This is a genomic window from Pseudomonas sp. SCT, from assembly GCF_003864275.1.
In the GTDB taxonomy this organism is placed as follows: domain Bacteria; phylum Pseudomonadota; class Gammaproteobacteria; order Pseudomonadales; family Pseudomonadaceae; genus Stutzerimonas; species Stutzerimonas stutzeri_AE.
In genome coordinates this window covers 165,461-183,737 of the sequence record NZ_BDJA01000003.1, presented here as the reverse complement: position 1 = coordinate 183,737, position 18,277 = coordinate 165,461, and the positions used below count along the sequence as shown (strand labels likewise).

Genomic DNA, 18,277 nt, shown 5'->3' with positions numbered 1-18,277 from the left:
ACCATGCAACTAGAAGTAATCCGCGGCCCTGCCGCATCAGGCAAAACCACTCAGCTACGCCGGATTGCAAAGGCAGACGGGCAAGACGAGGGGCACATCCTCCTAGCGAAGGAATTCACTCACGCGGCACTTAAGAGCCGAATCCACTTCCTGGCCGCCCGTGGCGCCAGAGTCGTGTGCATCGACGAGTGCTCCGAGGAGCAGATCGAGCTGCTCCGGCGGCTGAGCGCGGCGCTTCCGAACATCCACATCCACGCAGCTGTCGCCGCCTGACCTGGGCCAAGGAGAAGCACGATGCGTTACTACCTCAGATCTAAAGACCCGTTGCACGTCGCCACTTTCCGGGCGCTCAAGGACATGGCAGACGGTCGGTTCCGGTTCTTTATCGCCCTAGCCCGTGAGTGGGGGTTCGATGAGATCGGCATGCACCAGTTCGGCGAGCCTCACTTCTTCTGCAAGCTGGCCGGTGATAACCAGGACCGAAAGGGGCCGGTCATCGAAGGTTTCAAGGGCGGGGAAGTCATTGGCCACGAAGGGAAGAGCTACTTCCAGTACACCCTTCACGGGCGAAACAAGCGCGCCGCCGAGCTGCGGACGCAATTCAAAGAAGCACCGCCACTTCCGCCAGAGCTGCTGGCCGAGCAATACAACTTCGGTCGCCGTGACGTCGACACCGTGTTCACCAAGCGCATGGGCCTTCCGAACGGTGTGTGGGAGGGCAACCGGATCAGCTTTGCCTTGTGCCACCTGCTGGACGGCGACGTGTTGGTCTGCAGCCTCCCGTTCAACACCCGCACCGACAAAGAGGCGGCACCGGCCGTCATCCCCGAAGGCTTCGAGGAAATCACCGAGCGCGCCTGGGTGGCCGAGATCGACCGGCACAACGCAGCGAACAAGGCGGCATGACCATGAACCACTACGACGATGACGAACCCAGCATCAGCCTGCGCGCCCGACTGGCCATGACCGGCTGGATCGGTACCGGCCTGGCCGGCCTGCTCACCGCGGCCAACCACCTGCCGGACCTGTTCCTGCTGATCGCACGCTGAAAACAAGAAGGCCCCGGTGAGCGGCAACTCACCAGGGCCTGACCAACCCAAGGAGAAGCACCATGCAAGCACATCACACCCAGGGAGGCGGGGCACAGCATAACCCAGCTTGCCACCCGCACCTGATGACCATAGCCGACGTCCCGGAGAAGCTCTGCCGCAAGTGCGGCGACACCTGGCCGGCCGACACCGAGTTTTTCTACCGCCAGGCCGCGAAGTCGGACGGCCTCGGCAGCGTCTGCAAGGCCTGCTACGCCGAAACGCCCAGCGTCGTTGCCCGCAACCGCGACAGGGCCGGGCGTATCAGCTCGGATTGGGAGCGGCTGTTCCAGGAGGAGGTGCGCCATGCTCACGCGTGACGAAGCCGATGGTGCCGCGGAGGTCATGTTGACCGCCTACTGCCGAGCGTGCGGCTGCGCTACACCGGACGAAGTGCGCAAGGCCTGCGAAATGATGATCAGCAAAGCCGCCCGCGCGATCGAGAAGTACAACGATGCCGGCACGGCTATTGAAGTGCTGCAGCGCACCGCACGACATGTGGCACGTGTGCCAGCGGAGGAGGTGGCCAATGTCCACTAAAGCCCGCATTCGCCCGACCATGGCCAGCCAGAAGCTGGACCTGCCCAGCCTCTGCGATATCTGCGGCAATGCCCGATCCACCCGCAAGCACGCGTCCTGCAGCCGCATCCGCCAACAGATCAAGCAGAACGAGTGGGCCAGCTACATGGCCAACGTCTACGCAAAGAAAGCCCAGGGAGGCCGCCGCTATGCCCGTTGAAATCCGTACCCGCTTTGCCGGCATGACCTATGTGGCCACCGTACGCGGCGAGAAGCGTACCGCCAGCAACACCATCGGCGCCCGGCAGGCCGCCGAAGCCATGGCCCGCAAACTGGGCCTCGATCCGGCGCTGCTGCGCGAAACCCAGCGCGACCTGCGGCGCAGCGGGGTGGAGTTGTTTGTGCATCCGGAAACGCCGAAGGCGAAGGAGGTTGCCCATGGATGACCACACCAGTGCGCAGTGCGATCTTTTCTCTCCCGAGAATAAGGCTTCGGTTGCCCGCTTCCCGTCGGCGCCGGCGCTCATCGCCTATCGCTGGCCATATCCCGGGTTGAGCGGTGAGGACAGCGCGCGCTCTTCGCTCGCGCAATCCGCGCAGTTCGTCGAGGTCATCGCCCTGACGATCAAACGCAAGCAGGCGTCGGTGATAACTGACGCCGAGGTGAAGGCTCTGCTACCGGCAGACTGGAAGCACATCCTCGGCCGCTGGGTGCACGCCACGCTGGCCAAGTGGCAGGGCGAGCAGCACGGCATCCAGGTTGAGCACGTCAGCCACGGCGATGGTGGATACCACTGGCAGTACCGCATGGCCGATAGCCAGTCCGGGTGACCAACTGACCTAGAAAACACACCAACCAATTCGAGGCCCGGCAACGGGCCTTTTTCTATTGCTGCGGGTGTGGCACCGGTACCTTGCCCGCTGGGTTTCGCGTGGGGACGCATATGGCAGATGGAGTCGAGGTAAGAGGCCGCTCGATCAGGGTCTACTTCCGCTACGAGGGGAAGCTGTGCAAGGAGCCGTTCGCCGGCGAGCCAACGCCCGGCAACCTGGAACGGGCGGAGCGGCAGGCGGCGATCATTCGGCACGAGATCCAGGCCGGGACGTTCAACTATGCGCGCTGGTTTCCTGATTCGGCGCGGGTGAAAGAGGCGAACTTCGGCCACTGGATTGACCTCTGGCTGGATATCAAGCGCAACGAACTAGCGCTATCAGCGATCAGCAGCCACGAAAGCAAGATTCGTTGCCACATCCGGCGGCAGTGGGCCGATCGACAGGCCGAGGACATAACGTTCGTGGAGATGCAGCAGTGGGTGCAGAAGAAGCTGATGCCCAAGCTGCACAACAAGACGGTGCGCGAGATCGTGGCGATCGTGCGGCAGATCTATCAGCTGTACCGCACCACGAACCAGGTGGCGTTCGATCCAACGGAGGGCATCGTGATCCGGATGCCGGACGATGAAGACCCGGACCCGTTCGAGCGCAAGGAGATCGATGCGATCCTCGGCACGCCATCGCCTGGCCGCGAGCAGGAGCTGGCTTTGATCAAGTTCATGATCTGGACAGGGCCGCGGGTGAGCGAGGCGATCGCGCTGGCCTGGGAGGATGTCGATCTGGAGCGGGGTGAGGTGATCTTCCGCCGCGCCCGGGTGCGCAGCGCCTACAAGGTGACGAAGACCAAGCGCTCGACGCGAAAGCTGAAGCTGCTGAAGCCCGCCCTCGAGGCGCTGCGCGAGCAGGCGGAGCGGACGAAGGATCGGCCGGCTGTGGAGATCGAGGTGACGGACCGGGACAACCGGACGATCCGCAAGCAGAGCGTGCGCTTCGTTTTCCACAACTCGCACACCGATCAGGCGTATTCAACGGCAGACAACATGCGAAACGGCTGGTGGAACGCGCATCTGAGGGCGGCGGGTGTCCGCCATCGTGGCCCGAACAACTGCCGGCACACCTTCGCCAGCCAGATGCTCACCAGCGGCGTGGTGCCGCTCGATTGGATCGCCGAGCAGATGGGGCACACGTCCACGGCGATGATCCACAAGCACTACGGCACCTGGATCAACGAGGACGCCGCGGACATGACCAGCCTCATCGAGCGACAGCTGAAGCTGTAACGACGCTCATTCCCACGCCGAAAACCGCTGGAAGCCCCGTGATTCGGGGCTTTCGGCTATCTGGCGGTTCCCAAAATGTTCCCATTTCGTTCCCATCAGCCGCTCGCGCAACGCTGCAGGTCAGTAAATACGAGCCTCTATAGTCGGCAGACGTTGATTTCGAATCTCTGCGCTTCCGCCATCTGCAATCCTGAAGGCCCCGTATTCCGGGGCCTTCAGCGTTTCTGGGCTTGGAAAAATGGCTTATACGGTTCCCATAATGGGCCTATCGCCGGCAGCTGAGCGCTAGTAGCCCTTGTCTACCGCCGTGGCATTTGGCGCCTGTGATCACCTCTGTTTGTTCCCTCGCTGACGCTGGCATCAAGCACTGTTCTGGTGCGCCTGATCGCAGCGGCGCCTTTGGCGATCGTGTCTTAACAAAAATCGATTATGCCTGTGGCGGAGTTGGCAATTGCCACAGAGGCCAAGGCGTCAGCCGCTGCTAGAATCCGCCGCCTGACAAATGGAGTTGTCCTTCATGAAACGCTTCAGGCAACCCGAAGCCTTCGCGATGGTGCAGCAGTACTACGCGCCGTTGGTGTTCAGCGCGCGAATGGATTCACCTTCGACGATTCGTGTGATGCTGATAGACGAGACAGCCGGTGAGTCGCTGCTGCTGACTGGTCTGCCATGTCGCATATCCCTTTCCCAAGCCGACATCACCGGTCTGATCAATGCCATTGATCTGGATGCGGCGGCGCTCCGGCCGGCGTTGCTGAGCAAGCTCAAGCGCCCGCGGCTACTGGGATAGCCCATCTGATGTAAGGCCTGGCTTGACCAGCGCCAACAGGCTGAGCGCCATGCAGGGCGCCTGTTCCCTGAGTGAAAACAGCTTCGGCGACAGCAGCCAGGTGTGGGTGATGCCCATCAGGCTCGAATAGAGCAGCAGGGCCAGCGAGCGCGCCGGCCGTTCGTCCTCGTGCACCTTGGCGATCAACTCTTCCAGCAACTGCACCATGGCGCGTGTCAGCTTGCGTTCGCGTTTCAGGATGCTCGCCATCTGCGCGGTGAGCTCGGTCTTGTTCAGCAGGATCTCGAAGGATTGGCGATACCAGCGCTCGTCCAGCAGCAGGCGAAACCATTCGCTGATGAAGTGCTCCAGCGCCGCGCGCGGATCGGCAGCGCGTTCTCGGCTTTGTTCGATCAGCCGCTCCAGCGGCTCCTGGGAATAGGCCAGCACCGCTTCGTACAGCTCGTCCTTGCTCTTGAAGTGCCAGTAGATCGGGCCACGGCTGAAGCCGGCGGCCTCGGCGATCATCGCCAGCGTGGTGTTCGAATAGCCGTTGCGGCTGAACAGCTCCAGCGCCGCGGCGATGACCTTGAGGCGGGTCTGTTCGGCGTCTTCTTTGGTACGGCGCATGAGGCTCCTCGAAATGCGCGGCGGCCACGCAGCGTGCCGGCAACGCCCGCTGCGTGGCAATCCCTCACAGGGCGCCGTCGGCGGCCATCTGCATGTAGGTGGTGTCGAAGCGCAGCTTGAGATTGCCCTGATCACCGAGCGCGCCGGCCGGCATGGCGATACCGACGAAGTCCGCCGAATCGGCACCGTCGCCCAGCAGGCCGTGGTCGAAGGAGAACGTGCGCACGCTATCCATCGCCGCGTGGGCCGGTTCGCCGGAGATGAAGGCGATCGCTTCGGCTGGCTGATAGAACATGTGGGTGCCCTTGAGTTGCGCCTCGTAGCCCGCCTGGTCGGTGCCGGAGGCTGCGCCCAGCTGGGCGCGCAGCTCGGCGCCTTGCGGCGTGTCGCTGGCCATGATCGCCATCACCTCGTACCAGGCGCCGGTGACCGCCTTACCGAAGGCCGGGTTGTCGGCCAGCGTCTCGCTATTGACGATCAGCAGGTCCTTGACGTGCCCTGGCACGCTGGCGGAGTCGAACACCTGATGCGCGTCCGGGGCGGCGGCGACTTCCTGCAGCAGCGGACTCCAGGTCGCCACGTTACGCACGTCGGCGGTGCTGAAGGCGGCGACGATGTCGGCGTCCGAGGTGTTGACCACCTGCACGTCCTTCTCCGACAGGCCCACGCTGTCCAGCGCCTTGGCCAGGATGTAGTGCGACACCGACAGCTCGACCAGGTGCACCTGCTGGCCCTTGATCTGCTTGAGATCATCGGTGCCCTTCATCACCAGGCCGTCGTTGCCGTTGGAGTAGCTGCCGACGATCAGCGCGGTGGTGTCGACGCCGCCGGCCGCCGGGATTGACAGCGCATCCATGCTGGTGGCGACCACGCCGTCGAACTGGCCGGCGCTGTACTGGTTGATGGACTCGACGTAGTCGTTGATCTGGCTGATGTTCACCTCGATCCCGTACTTGTCGGCCCACTTCTTCATGATTCCGGACTCGTCGGCGTACTTCCAGGGCATCCAGCCGACGTAGATGGTCCAGGCCAGGTTGAAGGTCTTTTTCTCCTCCGCCTGGGCCAGCGGGGCGAGGGCGGCGAAGGCAATGGCCCCGGCGCAGAGCAGCTTTTTCATCATGGTGCCGTGCATGGCGGTACTCCCGGTTCAGAAGAACTTCAGATAGCGCTGGATTTCCCAGTCGGAAACGTGGGTGTGGTAGGCATTCCATTCGTCGCGCTTGAACTCGACAAAGGCCTGGTACATGGCATCGCCTAACACCTGGCGCGACAGCGGGTCGGCCTCGAAGGCGTCGATGGCTTCGCTGAGGGTGCGCGGCAGGGTCTCGATGCCCATCTGCGCCACTTCCTGTTCGCTGTAGTGATACATGTTCTCGCGGTGCGGCTGGCCGGGATCGAGCTTGTCGCGGATGCCCTCGAGGCCTGCGGCGAGGATCATCGCGGCACCGAGGTAGGGGTTGCAGCCGATGTCGGCGGCGCGGCATTCGACCCGCGCGCCCTGGGACGGAATGCGCAGCATGTTGGTGCGGTTGTTGTTGCCGTAGCAGCAGAACACCGGCGCCCAGGTCGAGCCGGACATGGCGCCCTTGCGGATCAGCCGCTTGTAGCTGTTGACCGTAGGCGCGATGACCGCGCAGATGGCCTTGGCGTGTTTCAGCACCCCGGCGATGAAGTGATAGGCCAGCGGGGTCACGCCGCAGCCGTAGGGGTCTTCGCCATCGACTTCGAACAGGTTCTTGCCGGTCTCGATATCGGCGAGCGACATGTTGTAGTGCGCGCCGCTTCCGGTGCGGTTGGCCGAGGGCTTGGGCATGAAGGTGGCGAAGGCGCCGTGCTTGCGGGCGATCTCGCCCGCCATCATGCGGAAGAGCACGAAGCGGTCGGCCATGCCGAGGGCGTCGGTGTACTTGAAGTCGGTTTCGAACTGGCCGTTGGCGTCCTCGTGGTCGAAGGAGTACACGCCCCAGCCCATCTCGTTCATCGCCTGCACCAGTTCGTCGACGATGGGCAGGTTGTCCATCAGCAGGCGCGGGTCGTAGCAGGGCTTGGCCATGTCGTCGCGCTCGGAAATGGGCGCGAAGCCGCCATCCGGGGTGTCCTTGAACAGGAAGAATTCGGTCTCGATGCCGAGGTTGAAGGTGTAGCCCAGCGCCGCAGCGGCTTCGGTCTGGCGCTTGAGAATGCCGCGCGAGCAGGCGTCGAAGGGCTTGCCGTCCAGGTAGAGGTCGCTGGCGAACCAGGCGAGATCGCGGTTCCAGCTGCACTGGGTGGCGGTCGCCGGGTCTGGCATCGCGGCCACCTCGTTGTCGCTGATCTCCTGCGGGACGCCGTCCAGCGCCGCGCCGGTGTAGAGCTCGGAGCCGCGGAGCATCTGGCCAAGATGGGCGATGGGGACGAACTTGCCCTTGATCACGCCGTGGATGTCGACGTAGCTGGCCATCGCGTACTTCACACCCTTGTCCTGCAACTGCTGTTTCAACTCCTCGACGGAGGAGAGGGGAAAGCTGGTCATTGGCTTGCGCTCCTTGGAGTCATGAATGGCGGCCGGGGCCGCTGGCACGATTCCTTCATCCAATATACATGCCAGCGTGTATAGAAATGGGCTACGGCTGGTGCCACTGCTTGCCCGTTTCGCAGATGTGGGAGTCATGCAGATGCTTGAAATAAAAAGGGAAAAGAAACTTCACGCGCTGGGCGAAATGCGCCTCGAAAACGGCGAACGCCTGCGCAATGCGCGGCTCTGCTATCAGGTAGTGGGCACGCCGAACCGCGCGCGGGACAACCTGGTGCTGATTCCGAGCTACTACGGCGGCACACATTGGGGCAGCCTGCCCCTGCTTGGTGCGGATGGCCCGCTGGCAGGTGGCGATTACTGCGTGGTGCTGACCAACCTGTTCGGCGCAGGCTGGTCGACTTCGCCGAGCAACGCGGCGCCCGGTCAGGGCGCAGCGGACTTCCCGCGGGTCGGCCTGCTGGACAACGTGAGGGCGCAGAAGGCGTTGCTCGATCGGCTGTATGGTGACGACTGGCAGCTCGCCCTGGTCAGCGGCTGGTCCATGGGCGGCATGCAGACGCTGTTCTGGGCAATGGCCTATCCGGAGCGGATGCGCGCCATCCTGCCGTTCTGCTGCACGGCACACTGCTGGCCGCACAACCGGGTGTTTCTCGAAGGGGTGAAGGCGGCGCTGTGTGCCGACGCGGCCTGGCAGGGCGGTCGCTACGCCACGCCGCCGGAACGCGGCCTGCGTGCCTTTGGCCGCGTCTATGCCGGCTGGGCCTATTCGCAGGCGTTCTATCGTCATGAGCTGTGGCGCGAGCTGGGCTTCGAGCGCCTCGAGGCGCTGCTCGATTACTGGGAACAGGATCATCTGGAGCAGGACGCCAACGACCTGCTCTGCGTGCTGCACACCTGGCAATCGGCCGACCCGGCCCGCAGTTTCGCTGCCGGCTCGCTGGCCGAAGCGCTGGGTCGCATCCGTGCGCGGTCCATCCTGATGCCCGGCAGCAGCGATCTGTATTTCACCGTCGAGGATGCCCGCCACGAGGCCGCGCTGATTCCGGGTGCCGAGTTACGGGTGCTCGAATCGGACTGGGGGCACTGCGCCGGTGGGCCGGGCCGCAGCGCGCCTGCCATGCGTCAGGTGTTCGCGGCAATGGCCGAACTGCTTGGCCGCTAACCTCAGCCGGCCACGGCGCTGAGTTTGGCCAGCTGCTCGAGGTCGGTCTGCATGCCAGAGGTTTCGCGGATGCGGACAAGGATCTCGCGCTTGAGCTCGGTGAATTCCGGCGCGAGCTTCATGTCCTGGTGGCGCTGGGCCGGCAGCGGCACCTCGTAGATCGAGTCGATGCGCCCGGGGCGGGGCGCCATCAGCACGATGCGGCTGCCCAGATAGATGGCTTCCTCGACATCGTGGGTCACGAACAGGATGGTGCTCTTCTCCAGCCGGTGCACGTGACGGATCAGGTCGTGCATGACTTCGCGGGTCTGCGCATCCAGTGCGCCGAACGGCTCATCCATCAGCAGCGTCGCGGGCTTGGGGAGCAGGGCGCGGGCAATGGCGACGCGTTGCTGCATACCACCGGAGAGCTGGCTGGGATAGGCATCGGCGAAGCGCGTCAGGCCCATCAGGTTGAGCAGGGCGTCGGCGCGGCCGGCGGCGGACTCCACGTCACCGTCGTTGCGCACGGTGTCGCCGATCACCTTGAGTTGGCGGCAGAACTTGATGTTCTGCATCACCGTCAGCCAGGGGTAGAGGCTGTAATGCTGGAAGACCATGGCGCGGTCGACGCCAGGGCCGTCGATAGGCTTGCCGTCGAGCAGGATTTCGCCGCGGCTCAGCGTTTCCAGCCCGGCGATGATGCGCAGCAGCGTGGATTTACCGCAGCCCGACGCCCCGACGAAGGTGACGAACTCGTTGGGCTGGATGTCCAGGTCGATCGACTGCAGCGCCTGCACCTCGCGGCGCTCGCTGACGAAGGTCTTGCCGACCTGGCGGACACGAATCTTGGCATCGGACATGGTCATTTCCTCATCCAGGGGAAGGTGCGGCGGTGCAACCAGCGGAAGGCCTGGTCGGTGAGCAGGCCGATCAGGCCGATCAGCAGGATGCCGGCGAAGATCTTGTCGGTGTGCATGTAGCGCTGCGCCTTGAGGATGGCGTAGCCCAGGCCGGAGTTCGCCGCGACCAGTTCGGCCACCACCAGATAGGTCCAGGCCCAGCCACAGGTGATACGCAGGGTGTCGAGCAGCGCCGGCTTGGCCGACGGCAGGATCACCAGCTTGACGATCTCGCCCCGATTGGCGCCCATGGTTTGCGCCGCCTCGATCTGCGCCATGGGCACACGGCGCACATCCTCGGCGACCATCAGCACCATCTGGAAGAAGGTACCGATGAAGATGATTAGCACCTTGGAGCCCTCGTCGATGCCGACCCAGAGCATCACCAGCGGAATGAAGGCCACGGCCGGCATGTAGCGGATGAAATCGGTGAGCGGTTCGAGAAAGGCCTGCACCGGCCGGTAGGTGCCGATGTACAGCCCCAGCGGCAGGGCAATCAGTGCCGAGGCACCGAAGCCCGCCATGACCCGCCAGACGCTGATACCGATGTCTCCCAGCAGCCCCTCGCTGGTCCACCAGCGGCCGATGCGCTCGAGCACTGCGCCGGGGCTGGGCATGAACATCGGGTCGGCCAAGCCGAGGGCGGTCCACAGCCACCAGATGATGAAGGGCAAGCTCAGCCCGGCGCCAGTGAGCAGCCAGGCGCTGCGTCGGGATATCTCGCCGCGAATTCGCCAGAAACTGCTTTTGCGCACCACCTGTTCGGCCCGTGCCGCGGGCGCTGGCGGTTGCGTCTGCTGCGCGGCGCTAGCAGCGGAGGGGATGCTGAGCTGCGCTGTCATGCGGGAACCTCCTGTGAAACGGTGGGCACATCGAGTTCTACGCGTTGCCAGCCACCGGCCGCCGGATAACGACCGAGCGCGGCGAGATCTGCGGCCGGCAGACTGTTGGGGTCGGCGAAGTTCCAGTAGCTGGACAGCAGCGCGTCGCCGACACGACCCGGTAGCGTCGAGTGGCTGATCTGCCACGGTGTGGCGCCGTTGCGATGGCGGCCGAAGGAGAGTTCGAATGCCAGCAGCTTCGGCCGCAGCGCAGGGTCGACGGCGGCTAGTTGCTCGCGCAGGTGCTTGTCGCCCGCTGAAAGCGGCAGCGGACGATCGGCGGCGAACAGGAAGTAGTCGCCGGCCACCAGCAGGCAGGCCTGGCGCGAAGGCTGCTCAGCAGCGCTCAACCAGACTCCCCAATTGACGCCAGCGGATTCGGGCAGGCGCTGCCAGATCTCGTGATAGCTGCCGTCCAGCCCGTCTTCCAGCAGCCGCTCCGGGGTTTCGAAGTGCATCAGGCCGATATCCGCCGGCCCGCCCGGTGGCTGGAAGTCGATCAGCCGATGCCACTGGCAGATATCATCGTTGACCTCGGTGACGCCGGCGAAACCGGCCTGTTCGCTCAGCGCCAGCTGCTGGGCATGGCTGCAGGTTTCCAGCGAGGCGGCTGGCGGCAGCGCTTGCGGCCGCGGCAGGCGCAGGTCGGCGTGCAGGCTGGCGGTTTGCAGCCAGTACACCTCGCTGGTTTCGTCACGCAAGCCGGCGGTGGTGGCCAGCAGGCGCCGGCGCCACACGCCGAGATAGGCATCGGGAACGGTCTTCATGCGTGGTACTCCGGAAAGCGTTTGAGGGTGCGCCAAAAGGCCATGTCGTGATTCGGCCAGATAGCGGCGTCGGTTTCGGCAGCGGTGGCTTTGAGCTTGCGGATGCTGGCCAGCGCCAGGTCTTCGCGGTCCTGCCAGCAGAGGCCGGGCGCGACTTCGTCGAACAGGTTCTCGCTCAGGTCCGCAGCGTCCCCGGCGAGAATCACCGGCTTGCCGTGCGGCAGTTCGATAAGCAGCGACATGTGGCCGGCCGTGTGCCCGGGGGTATTGATCGCGCGCAGTCCGGGCAGCAGCTCGTATTCGTCGCGCTGCAGCTTCCAGCGATGTTCGCCGGCAAAGTCATCGGCGAAGTAGGCGTCGTCCGCCTGGGCGCGGGCGGCGGCGAGTTCCGCTTCGTGTACATGCACGTCGCAGCCGCACAACTCGCAAAGGCCGCCGGCGTGATCGAAATGAAGATGGCTGAGGAAAACCAGGTCGATATCCGCTGGCGTAAGCCCATGCCGGGCGAGGTGGACGGGTAGCCGCTGCTCCTCGGTCATCTCGGGCGGGCCCATGGGAAACTCCACCGGATCGAACCAGCGTGCCCGCAGTAGCGGATCGCTGAGCTTGGCGTAGTCGCAGCCGACGTCGAACAACACGCGACCCTGTCGGGTTTCGATCAGGAAGGCGAGGATCGGCGCGTCGATCAGCGTGCCCTGGCCGCGATTGCGGGTGGAAATCGATTTGTCGTAGCGATGCGTAGCGGTCAGCAGCGGCCAGAGCTTCAGCGCATCGGTCATGCGGCACGCTCCAGGCGCCGCAGCAGGTCGGTGCTGTCGGTCACGCTGCCGAACAGCCCGCCTTCGACTTCGATCATCGCCAGTGCAGCCGCATGCAGCTGTGGATCGGACGAGGCGCAGGCATCGCTGATGCTCACGCAGTCGAAGCCAAGATCGATAGCCTGGCGCAGCGTCGAGGACACGCAGACCTCGGTAGTCACGCCGGTCAGGATCAGCCGCTCGATACCGCGGCGGCGCAGGATCAGCTCCAGATCGGTGTAGGCAAAGGCGCTGTAGCCGGGCTTGTCGATCACCGGCTCGCCGGCGCGTGGTTGCAGTTCGTCGATCAGGTCATGGCCGAATTCGCCGCGCACCAGCAGGCGGCCGAGGGGGCCGGCGCTGCCGATGGGGGCGCCGGTCGCTTCGGCACGGCGGCGTTTGGGCTCGGGCAGGTCGGAAAGGTCCGGACGATGGCCTTCACGGGTGTGCACGACCAGCATGCCCAGGCTGCGTGCGCGATCCAGTAGTGCCTGGATCGCCGGGATCGGCGCGCGCAGGCGGCTGACGTCCATGCCGGCCTGATCGGCGTAACCGCCCAGCGCGCAGAAGTCGCGCTGCATGTCGATCACCAGCAGCGCAGTGCGCGCGGGGTGCAGGTCTTTCAGGCTCACAGGGCAAACTCCTTGCACACCGCGGCGGCGATGCCGTCGACGATGTCTTCGGCCAGCCGCTGGCCTTTCGCCGCGCTGGAGCCTTTGGCCGAGGACAGCACCCCGGAGGGCGGCACCCATTCGGTACGGGTGGGGTACATGTCGTAGGGCGGAAAGTCAGCCGGAGCGTCGTCGGGAATCTTCTCCAGCGCCACCAGTTGTGGGTGGAAGTGCAGCATCAGCGAGGTCTCGATCACCGCGGCATGCTCCAGGGCGAAACCGGGGAAGCCGTCGGGGAAGACGTCAGTGAGAGTCTGCTCACGGCAGAAGTCCCAGTGCTCCAGGCGCATCACCTCCAGCCCGGCGTTCGGCCCGAGGTCGCGCAGCGCCAGCTGGATGCCCTCGGCGACGAACCACTGATTCTCGTAATGGCCGAGCACCAGCACCAGGCGGCGCACGCCGTGGCGGTGGAACTCCCGCACGGCGTCGCGCACCAGCGCGCTCAGGGTCGCGCCGTCCAGGCTGGTGGTACCGCAGAAATGCTGACCGCCGCCGCATTTCGGTTGCGACTTGTAGCCGTAGGAGAGTGCCGGCGCGACCAGCCCGCCGACCCGCGCCGCCACTTCGGCGCTGATGGCGCTGGCCAGCAGCGCGTCGGTGCCCAGCGGCAGGTGCGGGCCATGCTGCTCGGTAGCGCCGCAGGGCAGGAAGACCACGGCGCCTTCACCGATGCGACGCTCGTAATCGATCCAGCTCAGTTGATCCATGTGCACGCTCATGCGCAGCTGCTCCTTGTCGCAATGGGAAGGGGACGTTCCGGCCAGCCGGCGATCAGCGCGGCGGTGGTGATCAGGGCAGCTCCGAGCCATTCGTTCGGTCCGATGGCGTGGCTGCCGAACCAGGCCGAAGACAACACCGCGGCAATCAGTTCGAAAACCACCAGCACCGCAGCACGGCCGGCTTCAAGATGAGTGAGGCCGTACTGCACGGCGGCCATGCTGACCAGCCAGCCGAGGGCCAGCAGGGCGATCTGCCAGGTCAGGGTCAGATCCAGCGGTGGTATCGACTGACGAAACAGTAGGCAGAACAGTCCGCCGAGCAGCGCACTGCCGATGAAGCTGACCAGCGCCTTGCTCGCCAGCGGCACCTGGTCAGCGGCGCGAGTGGCGAGGTTGTTGAGGCTGAAGGCGAGGCCGGCGGAAAGCGCCAGCCAGTCATTCGCGCCTGGCGCATCCAGGGCTTCGCCGGTGATGCCGAGGGTCAGGCCGATGCCGAGCATCGCCAGCCCGAGGGCGAACAGCCGCGTGCCGCTGAAGCGTTCGCCTAGCAGCAGCCAGCCGCCGACCATCGCCCACACCGGTGCCAGGTAGAACAGCAGCATCACCCGCACCACGTTGCCGTCAGCCAGCGCCGTGACCAGTGCTGCGGTGGCCCAGCCGCCGCACAGGCCCATGGTGAGCACCTGGCGATATTGGCTCGCCCACTGCCGGCGCTGCTGCCAGAGCACCGGTAGCGCCAGCAGGCTGAGCAGCGAATAGGTCAGCAGCACCAGCGGCATGCCGGCCAGGCCGCGGGCGGCGAAGAACTGCAGCGGCAGCCAGCCCAGGCCCCACATGATGGCGCCGCCGATCAGCATGCCCTGCGGCATCAGGCTGTTCATGCGCCCATCCAGGAGCCGCCATTGGGCCCGAGCAGCTGTCCGGTGAAATAGCTCGCCTGTGGCGAAAGCAGGAAGACGATGGCCGCCGCGACTTCCTCCGGCGTGCCCAGGCGCGCCATGGGGATCGCCAGCTCCTTGGCCATCCACTCGTCGCTCATGTGCTCCGCGCTGACCATCGTCGTGGCGATGGGGCCGGGCGCGACGCCGTTGATGCGAATGCCGTCTGCAGCAAATTCGCGGGCCAACGAGCGGGTCAGGCCGATCACCCCGGCCTTGGCTGTGCAGTAGGCAACGTACTGTTCGCGGCCGAGAAAGCCGAGGTCCGAGGAGACATTGACGATGGCGCCGCTGCGCCGCGGCTGCATCTGTGCCAGCGCATGGCGACAGCAGCGGTAGACGCCGGCGAGGTCGACGCCCAGCACCATTGTCCAGTCCGCCTCGCTGGTCTCGAGAAAGGGCTTTTCCAGGATCACCCCGGCGTTGTTGACCAACAGCTCCAGCGGCCCGTGCGCCTCGATGGTCTCGAACATCGCCGCGACCGCGGCCGGGTCGCTGACATCCGCCTCGATGGCGCAGGCGTCGCCACCATTGGCGGTGATCTGCTCGACCACTCGTTCCGCCAGCTGGTGTTGGCCGCGATGGTTGATCCAGACCCGTGCGCCTTCGGTGGCCAGCGCGAGCGCGGTGGCGCGGCCGATACCGGTCGCCGCGCCGGTGACCAGGGCGGTCTGGCCCGCAAAGATGGCAGCCATCAGTGCATCACCTCGCCATGGCTGACCGACAGCGCCTGGCCGGTGAGGGCGGAGGCCAGCGGCGAGCCGAGAAACAGAAAGGTGCCGCCCAGGTCCGCGGGCGTCAGCAGCTCCGGGATGGCCTGGTTGGCGAGGATCGCCGCCAGCTCGGCGCTGTCGCTACGGCCGTTGGCGTCGGCCATCACCTGCAGCGAGCGCATGGCCGCATCGGTGCCGATCCAGCCGGGGCACACCGCGTTCACCCTGATGCGCCGCGGGCCCAGTTCCCAGGCCAGCGAGCGGGTCAGGCCGACCACCGCGTGTTTGCTGGCGACATAGGCGGAAAAGCCCGGCACGCCTTTGAGGCCCCAGATTGAGGCCTGATTGATCACGCTGGCGCCGGCACGCAGGCGTGGCAGCAACGCACGGGTCAGGCGCTGCATGGAGCCGACGTTGTTCTCCAGCAGGGCCGACCAGCGCTGGTCGGCCTCGAAGCTGCACTCATCCAGCGGCGTGGCGTATTCGACACCGGCGTTGTTGACCAGCACATCGGCATTGAGGCCGCGGCAGGCGAGGTCATCGGCGTACTGCTGCACCGTCTGCCGATCGCCGAGGTCCAGTGCGGTGCAGTGCAGCGGCGTCTCGCCAGCGACTTCGTCGGCAAGTCGGGCGAGGGCTTCCGCGTCGCGATCGAGCAATTCCAGCGTTGCGCCAGCGGCGGCGAAGCTCTTTGCCAGGCCACGGCCGATGCCCCCGGCGGCGCCGGTGATGACCACGCAGCGGCCGCGATAATCCAGTGCCTTGTGCATATCACACCGCCGTCAGGAAGGAGACGCCCACGGCGCCGTAGAAGTTGTCGGCCTTGCCTGGCCCTTCGCTGACCACGCCGTAGTCATCGTCCAGCACGCGGCGTACGCGGTAGCGGTGGAAGCTGCCGAGCAGCTTGCGCATTGGGATGACCTGGTTGTAGGTGCTGCCGTACAGCTCGGCGTGCAGCTTGGGCAGGCGATACCAGGGCGCCACCGGCTTCTCGTGGTGGGCGTTGTGGAAGGAGAAATTCAACAGCAGCAGATTCAGCACCGGCCAGCGCTCGGAAACCACGTTGCTGTAGGTGTTCTGCTGCTCGTAGCTGCGGTCGCGGCGCTTGTCCTCCGGTAGCTTGCCGCCATCTTCCAGCACGGCGAAGGCCTCGTAGGTGTGCTGATAGGCATCGGCGAAACGCAGCACGCTGAGCATGATCATCCAGGCCACTGCGTAGAGCAGCACGGCCTTCAGCGAGAGCGCCGCGAGCCCGGCAAAAAGCAGCGTGCGAACGACCAGCACAGCGGCGACCTTGCCACGGCGGGCGCGGTGCCTGTCGTTGTCGGTGATGAAGGGCAGGGCGATCACATAGAAATGCATGATCAGCTCCACCGCCGGCACGTAGGCCCATTCCAGCGCCAGCACCAGCTTCTGGAACCACAGCGGGCGTGCCTTGAGAAAAGCCTTGCTGTCGAAGGTGATCACGTCGGCGCGGTCGACGTGGTGGCGCATGTGCTTCTTGCGCAGATCCTGGAACTCGGCGTAGCAGCTGCCGCACAGCCAGCTGCAGACGTTGCCGGCCCATTCGTTGTGCTTGGGCACGCTGAAAATGGCGCCGTGGGCGAATTCGTGGATCAGGTAGGCCGCGATGATCATGCCGTGGGCCAACAGCAACGTGCCCAGCGCGTTCAGCCAGCCATTCGGGGCGAACAACAGGGCCAGGCCACCGCCGTAGGCGAGCACGGTATAGACGATCGCCAGCGTGTTGGGCAGACGGCCATCGGCATAGCGGTACAGAGGTTTTGCGTTCATGGTCTTCTCCAGCACAGGCGGGCTACGGCCCGCCCGGCGTCCGGCTTACTGGGCGAGCGCTTCGGTGAACTGGGCGTCGTAGGTCTTGCTGAAATCCGGGATGGTCGGGATCTGCCCGTTGTCCTTGAGCAGCTTGGCGATGATCGCGCCGCTGCCATGGAAGGAATGGGTGTCGTCGCCTGGGGTGAAGCTCTTGCCCATCTCCGCAAGCGGGATGTTGTAGGCGCCGGCCATCTGCTCGACGGCTTCTTCGGCGCTGACGCCGAGCACCTCGCCGATGATCTCAGCCGACTCCTCGGGGTGCGCCTGCATGTAGGCCAGGCCGTCCAGATAGCCCTGGATCATTGCTTTGATGGCGGCAGGCTTCTTGGCGATCACCGCCTCGTCGAAGACCAGTACGTCGGTGATCAGGCCTGGCGCGTCCTTGGACGAATAGACCACCTTGAATTTGTCGCCGCCGCCCATGGAAAGGATCTGCGAAACGTTGGGCTCGTAGGTAACGCCAATCGGCAGATTGCCCGAAGCCATGGCGCCGGGAATGCCTTCCGGGGTCATGTTGACGGCATTGATGTCCTTGTCGCTCATGCCGTTCTGTTGCAGCGCATAAGCGAGCAGGAAGTCCGACGGCGACAGCGGGTTGAAGCCGACCTTTTTACCCTTGAAGTCGGCGACCGACTGAATCGAGGCATCGGCGACGATGGCGTCACCGCCGTTGGAGAAGTCGATGGGCATCACCACCCGATGCTTCAAGCCCTTGGCGACCGAGGCCACTACCTGGTCGTAGGTAAGCATGCCGCCGTCCAGCGCGCGGCTGAGCATGGCGGTGGGGATCAGCGCAGGGTCGTTGAAGAATTGCAGGTCCACGTTTAGACCATGGGGCTTGAACAGGTCTTTCTTGTCGGCGACGTAGAAGGGGCCGTATCCGGCCCAGACCACGGTGCCGATCTTCAGCTTTTCGGCGGCCTGGCTGGCCAGCGGTGAAAACAATGTCGCGACGGCCAGGCCGGCGGCGAGGAGGGTCTTGTTCAGCGAGCGCAGTGTGGACATGGTGTGATTTCCCTACACATTGGAATGACAGGCACGGGATGACATCGCGTCTCCCGGGCTTTTATCCCTCCGTGTAGTCCCGTCCCTGGGACCGGAGAACTCTCGGACCAGCACCCACTCCCTGTGAGCCGGAACCCTAGTTCTCCTTGAAGTTGCTCCTGATTGTGCCAAGCGTCATGAGTGCCGGTGGCGACTCATCCCGTTCACTGTGGATAGAGCAGGTTGCGTGCCAGATGCGGTGGCTGGCAGCGAACTCGTGAAGTTTCAATGAG

25 protein-coding genes and 1 riboswitch are annotated in these 18,277 nt (G+C 65.0%); of the genes, 11 read left to right on the top strand and 14 right to left on the bottom strand.

The features are described from left to right. The first annotated feature begins 3 nt into the window (after nt 1-3). The 10 genes from BHD08_RS09340 to BHD08_RS09300 all read left to right on the top strand — a co-directional run bounded on the left by BHD08_RS09340 (nt 4) and on the right by BHD08_RS09300 (nt 4,511). Nucleotides 4-273: a hypothetical protein gene (locus BHD08_RS09340; RefSeq protein ID WP_125021744.1), complete on the top strand. Its 270-nt coding sequence runs from the start codon at nt 4-6 to the stop codon at nt 271-273. A gap of 21 nt (nt 274-294) precedes the next feature. Next, nucleotides 295-906, top strand: coding sequence for a hypothetical protein (locus BHD08_RS09335; RefSeq protein WP_125021742.1), 612 nt, complete (start codon nt 295-297; stop codon nt 904-906). A gap of 2 nt (nt 907-908) precedes the next feature. Next, nucleotides 909-1,049: a hypothetical protein gene (locus BHD08_RS22950; protein ID WP_160128645.1), complete on the top strand. Its 141-nt coding sequence runs from the start codon at nt 909-911 to the stop codon at nt 1,047-1,049. Between the two features lie 62 nt (nt 1,050-1,111). Beyond that, nucleotides 1,112-1,408: a hypothetical protein gene (locus BHD08_RS09330; RefSeq protein WP_125021740.1), complete on the top strand. Its 297-nt coding sequence runs from the start codon at nt 1,112-1,114 to the stop codon at nt 1,406-1,408. After that, nucleotides 1,395-1,628: a hypothetical protein gene (locus tag BHD08_RS09325; RefSeq protein WP_003294399.1), complete on the top strand. Its 234-nt coding sequence runs from the start codon at nt 1,395-1,397 to the stop codon at nt 1,626-1,628. The genes BHD08_RS09330 and BHD08_RS09325 overlap by 14 nt, the downstream gene beginning before the upstream one ends. Further along, complete coding sequence (locus tag BHD08_RS09320; protein WP_125021738.1) at nt 1,618-1,827, top strand: hypothetical protein; 210 nt, start codon at nt 1,618-1,620, stop codon at nt 1,825-1,827. The genes BHD08_RS09325 and BHD08_RS09320 overlap by 11 nt, the downstream gene beginning before the upstream one ends. Continuing rightward, nucleotides 1,817-2,053 (top strand): hypothetical protein, encoded by a 237-nt coding sequence (locus BHD08_RS09315; RefSeq protein WP_125021736.1) that lies wholly within the window; start codon nt 1,817-1,819, stop codon nt 2,051-2,053. Before BHD08_RS09320 ends, BHD08_RS09315 begins: the two co-directional genes overlap by 11 nt. Continuing rightward, nucleotides 2,046-2,438, top strand: a complete 393-nt coding sequence (locus BHD08_RS09310; RefSeq protein WP_125021733.1) for a hypothetical protein — start codon at nt 2,046-2,048, stop codon at nt 2,436-2,438. Before BHD08_RS09315 ends, BHD08_RS09310 begins: the two co-directional genes overlap by 8 nt. A 101-nt stretch (nt 2,439-2,539) precedes the next feature. Next, nucleotides 2,540-3,721, top strand: coding sequence for an Arm DNA-binding domain-containing protein (locus BHD08_RS09305; protein WP_307719193.1), 1,182 nt, complete (start codon nt 2,540-2,542; stop codon nt 3,719-3,721). 517 nt (nt 3,722-4,238) lie between these two features. Continuing rightward, entirely contained in the window at nt 4,239-4,511 is a 273-nt protein-coding gene (locus BHD08_RS09300; protein ID WP_125021731.1) for a DUF1652 domain-containing protein, read from the top strand. Here BHD08_RS09300 and BHD08_RS09295 read toward each other — a convergent pair. From BHD08_RS09295 to glnT, 3 genes are all read right to left on the bottom strand, one after another. Next, on the bottom strand, nt 4,500-5,120 hold the full coding sequence (locus tag BHD08_RS09295) for a TetR family transcriptional regulator (protein ID WP_125021729.1): 621 nt from the start codon (nt 5,118-5,120) through the stop codon (nt 4,500-4,502). The two genes, BHD08_RS09300 and BHD08_RS09295, sit on opposite strands and share 12 nt — an antisense overlap. Before the next feature lie 64 nt (nt 5,121-5,184). Next, a complete protein-coding gene (locus BHD08_RS09290; RefSeq protein ID WP_125021727.1) occupies nt 5,185-6,252 on the bottom strand; it encodes a putative urea ABC transporter substrate-binding protein in 1,068 nt (355 codons plus the stop codon). 15 nt (nt 6,253-6,267) lie between these two features. Then, the gene (gene glnT, locus BHD08_RS09285; protein ID WP_125021725.1) at nt 6,268-7,632 is read right to left on the bottom strand and encodes a type III glutamate--ammonia ligase; all 1,365 of its coding nucleotides are present in this window, start codon (nt 7,630-7,632) and stop codon (nt 6,268-6,270) included. Nucleotides 7,633-7,774: 142 nt separating this feature from the next. On the opposite strand from glnT, the gene BHD08_RS09280 reads away from it, so the two are divergent. Continuing rightward, a complete protein-coding gene (locus tag BHD08_RS09280) occupies nt 7,775-8,797 on the top strand; it encodes an alpha/beta fold hydrolase (protein ID WP_125021723.1) in 1,023 nt (340 codons plus the stop codon). A 2-nt stretch (nt 8,798-8,799) separates the two neighbouring features. Here the strand turns inward: BHD08_RS09280 and BHD08_RS09275 are convergent, their stop codons facing one another. The 11 genes from BHD08_RS09275 to BHD08_RS09225 are packed head-to-tail and all read right to left on the bottom strand — an operon-like array spanning nt 8,800 to nt 18,005. Next, on the bottom strand, nt 8,800-9,639 hold the full coding sequence (locus BHD08_RS09275; protein WP_177412658.1) for an ABC transporter ATP-binding protein: 840 nt from the start codon (nt 9,637-9,639) through the stop codon (nt 8,800-8,802). 2 nt (nt 9,640-9,641) lie between these two features. Continuing rightward, entirely contained in the window at nt 9,642-10,520 is an 879-nt protein-coding gene (locus BHD08_RS09270; RefSeq protein WP_125021719.1) for an ABC transporter permease, read from the bottom strand. Next, nucleotides 10,517-11,326 (bottom strand): hypothetical protein, encoded by an 810-nt coding sequence (locus BHD08_RS09265; RefSeq protein ID WP_125021717.1) that lies wholly within the window; start codon nt 11,324-11,326, stop codon nt 10,517-10,519. Before BHD08_RS09265 ends, BHD08_RS09270 begins: the two co-directional genes overlap by 4 nt. Then, nucleotides 11,323-12,105: an N-acyl homoserine lactonase family protein gene (locus BHD08_RS09260; protein ID WP_125021715.1), complete on the bottom strand. Its 783-nt coding sequence runs from the start codon at nt 12,103-12,105 to the stop codon at nt 11,323-11,325. The genes BHD08_RS09265 and BHD08_RS09260 overlap by 4 nt, the downstream gene beginning before the upstream one ends. Continuing rightward, entirely contained in the window at nt 12,102-12,755 is a 654-nt protein-coding gene (locus BHD08_RS09255) for a cysteine hydrolase family protein (RefSeq protein ID WP_125021713.1), read from the bottom strand. The genes BHD08_RS09260 and BHD08_RS09255 overlap by 4 nt, the downstream gene beginning before the upstream one ends. Then, nucleotides 12,752-13,513 (bottom strand): creatininase, encoded by a 762-nt coding sequence (locus tag BHD08_RS09250; RefSeq protein WP_125021711.1) that lies wholly within the window; start codon nt 13,511-13,513, stop codon nt 12,752-12,754. Before BHD08_RS09250 ends, BHD08_RS09255 begins: the two co-directional genes overlap by 4 nt. Next, the gene (locus BHD08_RS09245) at nt 13,510-14,394 is read right to left on the bottom strand and encodes a DMT family transporter (protein ID WP_125021709.1); all 885 of its coding nucleotides are present in this window, start codon (nt 14,392-14,394) and stop codon (nt 13,510-13,512) included. Before BHD08_RS09245 ends, BHD08_RS09250 begins: the two co-directional genes overlap by 4 nt. Then, complete coding sequence (locus BHD08_RS09240; RefSeq protein ID WP_125021706.1) at nt 14,391-15,146, bottom strand: SDR family NAD(P)-dependent oxidoreductase; 756 nt, start codon at nt 15,144-15,146, stop codon at nt 14,391-14,393. Before BHD08_RS09240 ends, BHD08_RS09245 begins: the two co-directional genes overlap by 4 nt. Then, on the bottom strand, nt 15,146-15,934 hold the full coding sequence (locus BHD08_RS09235; RefSeq protein WP_125021704.1) for an SDR family NAD(P)-dependent oxidoreductase: 789 nt from the start codon (nt 15,932-15,934) through the stop codon (nt 15,146-15,148). The genes BHD08_RS09240 and BHD08_RS09235 overlap by 1 nt, the downstream gene beginning before the upstream one ends. A gap of 1 nt (nt 15,935) precedes the next feature. Then, on the bottom strand, nt 15,936-16,958 hold the full coding sequence (locus tag BHD08_RS09230; protein ID WP_125021702.1) for a fatty acid desaturase: 1,023 nt from the start codon (nt 16,956-16,958) through the stop codon (nt 15,936-15,938). A gap of 45 nt (nt 16,959-17,003) precedes the next feature. After that, nucleotides 17,004-18,005 (bottom strand): ABC transporter substrate-binding protein, encoded by a 1,002-nt coding sequence (locus tag BHD08_RS09225; RefSeq protein WP_125021700.1) that lies wholly within the window; start codon nt 18,003-18,005, stop codon nt 17,004-17,006. 48 nt (nt 18,006-18,053) lie between these two features. Beyond that, nucleotides 18,054-18,156: riboswitch (guanidine-I (ykkC/yxkD leader) on the bottom strand. Nucleotides 18,157-18,277: the final 121 nt, after the last annotated feature.

What these genes read in the sequence shown, in the direction of transcription:
- BHD08_RS09340 (WP_125021744.1), top strand. Translation starts at nt 4, where the DNA reads ATGCAACTAGAAGTAATCCGCGGCCCTGCCGCATCAGGCAAAACCACT.
- BHD08_RS09335 (WP_125021742.1), top strand. Translation starts at nt 295, where the DNA reads ATGCGTTACTACCTCAGATCTAAAGACCCGTTGCACGTCGCCACTTTC.
- BHD08_RS22950 (WP_160128645.1), top strand. Translation starts at nt 909, where the DNA reads ATGAACCACTACGACGATGACGAACCCAGCATCAGCCTGCGCGCCCGA.
- BHD08_RS09330 (WP_125021740.1), top strand. Translation starts at nt 1,112, where the DNA reads ATGCAAGCACATCACACCCAGGGAGGCGGGGCACAGCATAACCCAGCT.
- BHD08_RS09325 (WP_003294399.1), top strand. Translation starts at nt 1,395, where the DNA reads ATGCTCACGCGTGACGAAGCCGATGGTGCCGCGGAGGTCATGTTGACC.
- BHD08_RS09320 (WP_125021738.1), top strand. Translation starts at nt 1,618, where the DNA reads ATGTCCACTAAAGCCCGCATTCGCCCGACCATGGCCAGCCAGAAGCTG.
- BHD08_RS09315 (WP_125021736.1), top strand. Translation starts at nt 1,817, where the DNA reads ATGCCCGTTGAAATCCGTACCCGCTTTGCCGGCATGACCTATGTGGCC.
- BHD08_RS09310 (WP_125021733.1), top strand. Translation starts at nt 2,046, where the DNA reads ATGGATGACCACACCAGTGCGCAGTGCGATCTTTTCTCTCCCGAGAAT.
- BHD08_RS09300 (WP_125021731.1), top strand. Translation starts at nt 4,239, where the DNA reads ATGAAACGCTTCAGGCAACCCGAAGCCTTCGCGATGGTGCAGCAGTAC.
- BHD08_RS09295 (WP_125021729.1), bottom strand. Translation starts at nt 5,120, where the DNA reads ATGCGCCGTACCAAAGAAGACGCCGAACAGACCCGCCTCAAGGTCATC.
- BHD08_RS09290 (WP_125021727.1), bottom strand. Translation starts at nt 6,252, where the DNA reads ATGCACGGCACCATGATGAAAAAGCTGCTCTGCGCCGGGGCCATTGCC.
- glnT (WP_125021725.1), bottom strand. Translation starts at nt 7,632, where the DNA reads ATGACCAGCTTTCCCCTCTCCTCCGTCGAGGAGTTGAAACAGCAGTTG.
- BHD08_RS09280 (WP_125021723.1), top strand. Translation starts at nt 7,775, where the DNA reads ATGCTTGAAATAAAAAGGGAAAAGAAACTTCACGCGCTGGGCGAAATG.
- BHD08_RS09275 (WP_177412658.1), bottom strand. Translation starts at nt 9,639, where the DNA reads ATGTCCGATGCCAAGATTCGTGTCCGCCAGGTCGGCAAGACCTTCGTC.
- BHD08_RS09270 (WP_125021719.1), bottom strand. Translation starts at nt 10,520, where the DNA reads ATGACAGCGCAGCTCAGCATCCCCTCCGCTGCTAGCGCCGCGCAGCAG.
- BHD08_RS09265 (WP_125021717.1), bottom strand. Translation starts at nt 11,326, where the DNA reads ATGAAGACCGTTCCCGATGCCTATCTCGGCGTGTGGCGCCGGCGCCTG.
- BHD08_RS09260 (WP_125021715.1), bottom strand. Translation starts at nt 12,105, where the DNA reads ATGACCGATGCGCTGAAGCTCTGGCCGCTGCTGACCGCTACGCATCGC.
- BHD08_RS09250 (WP_125021711.1), bottom strand. Translation starts at nt 13,513, where the DNA reads ATGAGCGTGCACATGGATCAACTGAGCTGGATCGATTACGAGCGTCGC.
- BHD08_RS09245 (WP_125021709.1), bottom strand. Translation starts at nt 14,394, where the DNA reads ATGAACAGCCTGATGCCGCAGGGCATGCTGATCGGCGGCGCCATCATG.
- BHD08_RS09240 (WP_125021706.1), bottom strand. Translation starts at nt 15,146, where the DNA reads ATGGCTGCCATCTTTGCGGGCCAGACCGCCCTGGTCACCGGCGCGGCG.
- BHD08_RS09235 (WP_125021704.1), bottom strand. Translation starts at nt 15,934, where the DNA reads ATGCACAAGGCACTGGATTATCGCGGCCGCTGCGTGGTCATCACCGGC.
- BHD08_RS09230 (WP_125021702.1), bottom strand. Translation starts at nt 16,958, where the DNA reads ATGAACGCAAAACCTCTGTACCGCTATGCCGATGGCCGTCTGCCCAAC.
- BHD08_RS09225 (WP_125021700.1), bottom strand. Translation starts at nt 18,005, where the DNA reads ATGTCCACACTGCGCTCGCTGAACAAGACCCTCCTCGCCGCCGGCCTG.